Consider the following 2,105-nt stretch of genomic DNA (forward strand, 5'->3'; position numbering starts at 1 on the left):
GGCGACTCTGTTGACGGCAAGACCTTCAACAAGAACACCGAAGTGTCCTTCCTTATCGAAGCACCGAACGTTGGTCCGGCAGACATTGCAGATGTGAAGATCGTCTTCACCACTCCGGCAGCAGGTAAGACTACCCAGTTCGGTACCTTTGTAGTTGACGGTAAAACCACCAATGCCAACTTTGCATCCATTCCTCTGAGCACTGTTCAGACCATTGCACTCGGAACCGGTGTCAAGGCTGGTGCTGATGCAACCGCAGGCGTCTGGACCGCACAGGCTGAGTTCATCTCACCGACTGGTTTCAAGAACAACGCAAAGAAGACCAACACCATCAGCTTCACGCTTCAGAGCACCACCCTGACCATCACGGCAGCAAAGGACTCTGTTGTCCGCAGCAACCCGTTCACGGTATCTATCCAGGGCGACAGCAAGTCACTCTACAACGTGTCCATCGAGAACCCTGTGGTAACTGATGTAAACCCTGCACTGCAGCTGAATCAGAGTGGTATGAAAGACATTCTTGCATACGACAACTTCGGCAACCCGACCGCTGCAGTCTTCGAGACTGATGCAACCGGTAAGCGTACTATCCAGTACAACACCGCAGCAAACACCGAAGACAAGACCTACACCATCAGAGCTGAGAAGTATGGTGACTCCTCCGACTACGACAAAGTCAAAGTCAAAGTCGAGAAGGGCTCAGTAACCATCTCCGCATCCGGTGACGGTTCATACTACATCGGTGAAGAGATCAAACTGACCGGAACCAACACCGACAGCAGCAACGTCTTCCTGTTCGTCACTGGTCCGAACCTGGCCTACAATGACGGTGTCGTTCTGAAGGATCTCGGTGGATCAGAAGGTGCACAGCACGCAGCATACACCGCAGCAAACCCTGTCTCTGTTAAGACCGACAACACCTGGGAATACAAGTGGGACACCACCTTAGTCTCTCTTGATTCCGGTGCATACACCGTCTACGCAACCAGCAGACTCACCAACGGTAAGTCTTCCGGTGAACAGAACATCGGTACCGTAGGTGCAGACCCGTCTACCTGGCTGAACACCAAGGCAGATGTCTATGGAAACAAAGTTGGTAACTACTACTATGCAGTCAAACTCTCTGACTCCGAGTATGCAACCACTTCAATTAACCTGAAGAAGCCGTTCCTTTCCGCAGTTCCGTCCGGAACCATCGTTGCAAAGGGCGACAAGATCTACATCCGTGGAACCGCAGAGGGCGACCCGAGCAGTCTCCAGCTCTACATCTTCGGTCCGAACTTCTTCTCTACTGAATCCATCACTGTTGAAGATGACGGAAGCTACGAAAAGAAGATCGAAGTACAATCCACCTGGGCATCCAACCAGTACTATGTTGTCATTGAACACCCGATGGAGAACGGCAAACTTGACGTCCACGACACGGGTGCTCAATCCAGTCCGAGATCCCTCTACATTGATAATGTTAACACTACTAAGGGACAGCAGTCCTCATTCGTTGTTGAAGGAACCGGAAGACTCCAGAGTGCCAATGCAGCAAATGCACTGACCCAGATGATCGACTCCGCAAACATTGATGATATCTACACCAAGCTGACCTTCACTGTTGCAGAGCCGGTTATTTTCGTCACCAACCCAGGAGACAAGGCAGTTGGATCTACCTTTACCATTAAGGGAACGACCAACCTCGCAATCGGCGACCAGATTCTGGTCGAAGTTGTCTCTTCCTCATTCGACGCAGTTGACAAGAGCCAGGCCTCCTCAACTTCCGGTGTCTCTCAGACCACGAAGGTTGTTGCAGGCGAAGGCGCTGACAACGTATGGTCTGTCGATGTTGACACAACCAACTGGAAGCTTGACGAGTACACCATTAAGGTATCCGGTATCGAAGTCGATGTTACCTCTACGGCAAACTTCAACCTTGTTGAGAAAGTCGTAACCCCGACCCCGACCGCAACCGGTGCAACTCCGACTACTACTACCGCTCCTGTAACCACCACCGCAACCCCGACTACTCCGGGATTCGGCGCATTCATTGCACTTGCAGGACTTGGTGCAGTAGCACTTCTCGTACTCCGCCGCAACTAAGCAGCGTGAAACAAAAA

At 51.6% G+C, this 2,105-nt stretch carries 1 protein-coding gene; it reads left to right on the forward strand.

The genetic code is table 11. The features are described 5' to 3' along the window. Positions 1-2,088, forward strand: a 2,088-nt coding sequence (locus McpAg1_RS09545) for a PGF-CTERM sorting domain-containing protein (RefSeq protein WP_338095078.1), incomplete at its 5' end; no start/stop codon positions are given. Between the last annotated feature and the right edge of the window lie 17 nt (positions 2,089-2,105).

The sequence above is a fragment of the Methanorbis furvi genome (assembly GCF_032714615.1).
Lineage (GTDB): Archaea > Halobacteriota > Methanomicrobia > Methanomicrobiales > Methanocorpusculaceae > Methanocorpusculum > Methanocorpusculum furvi.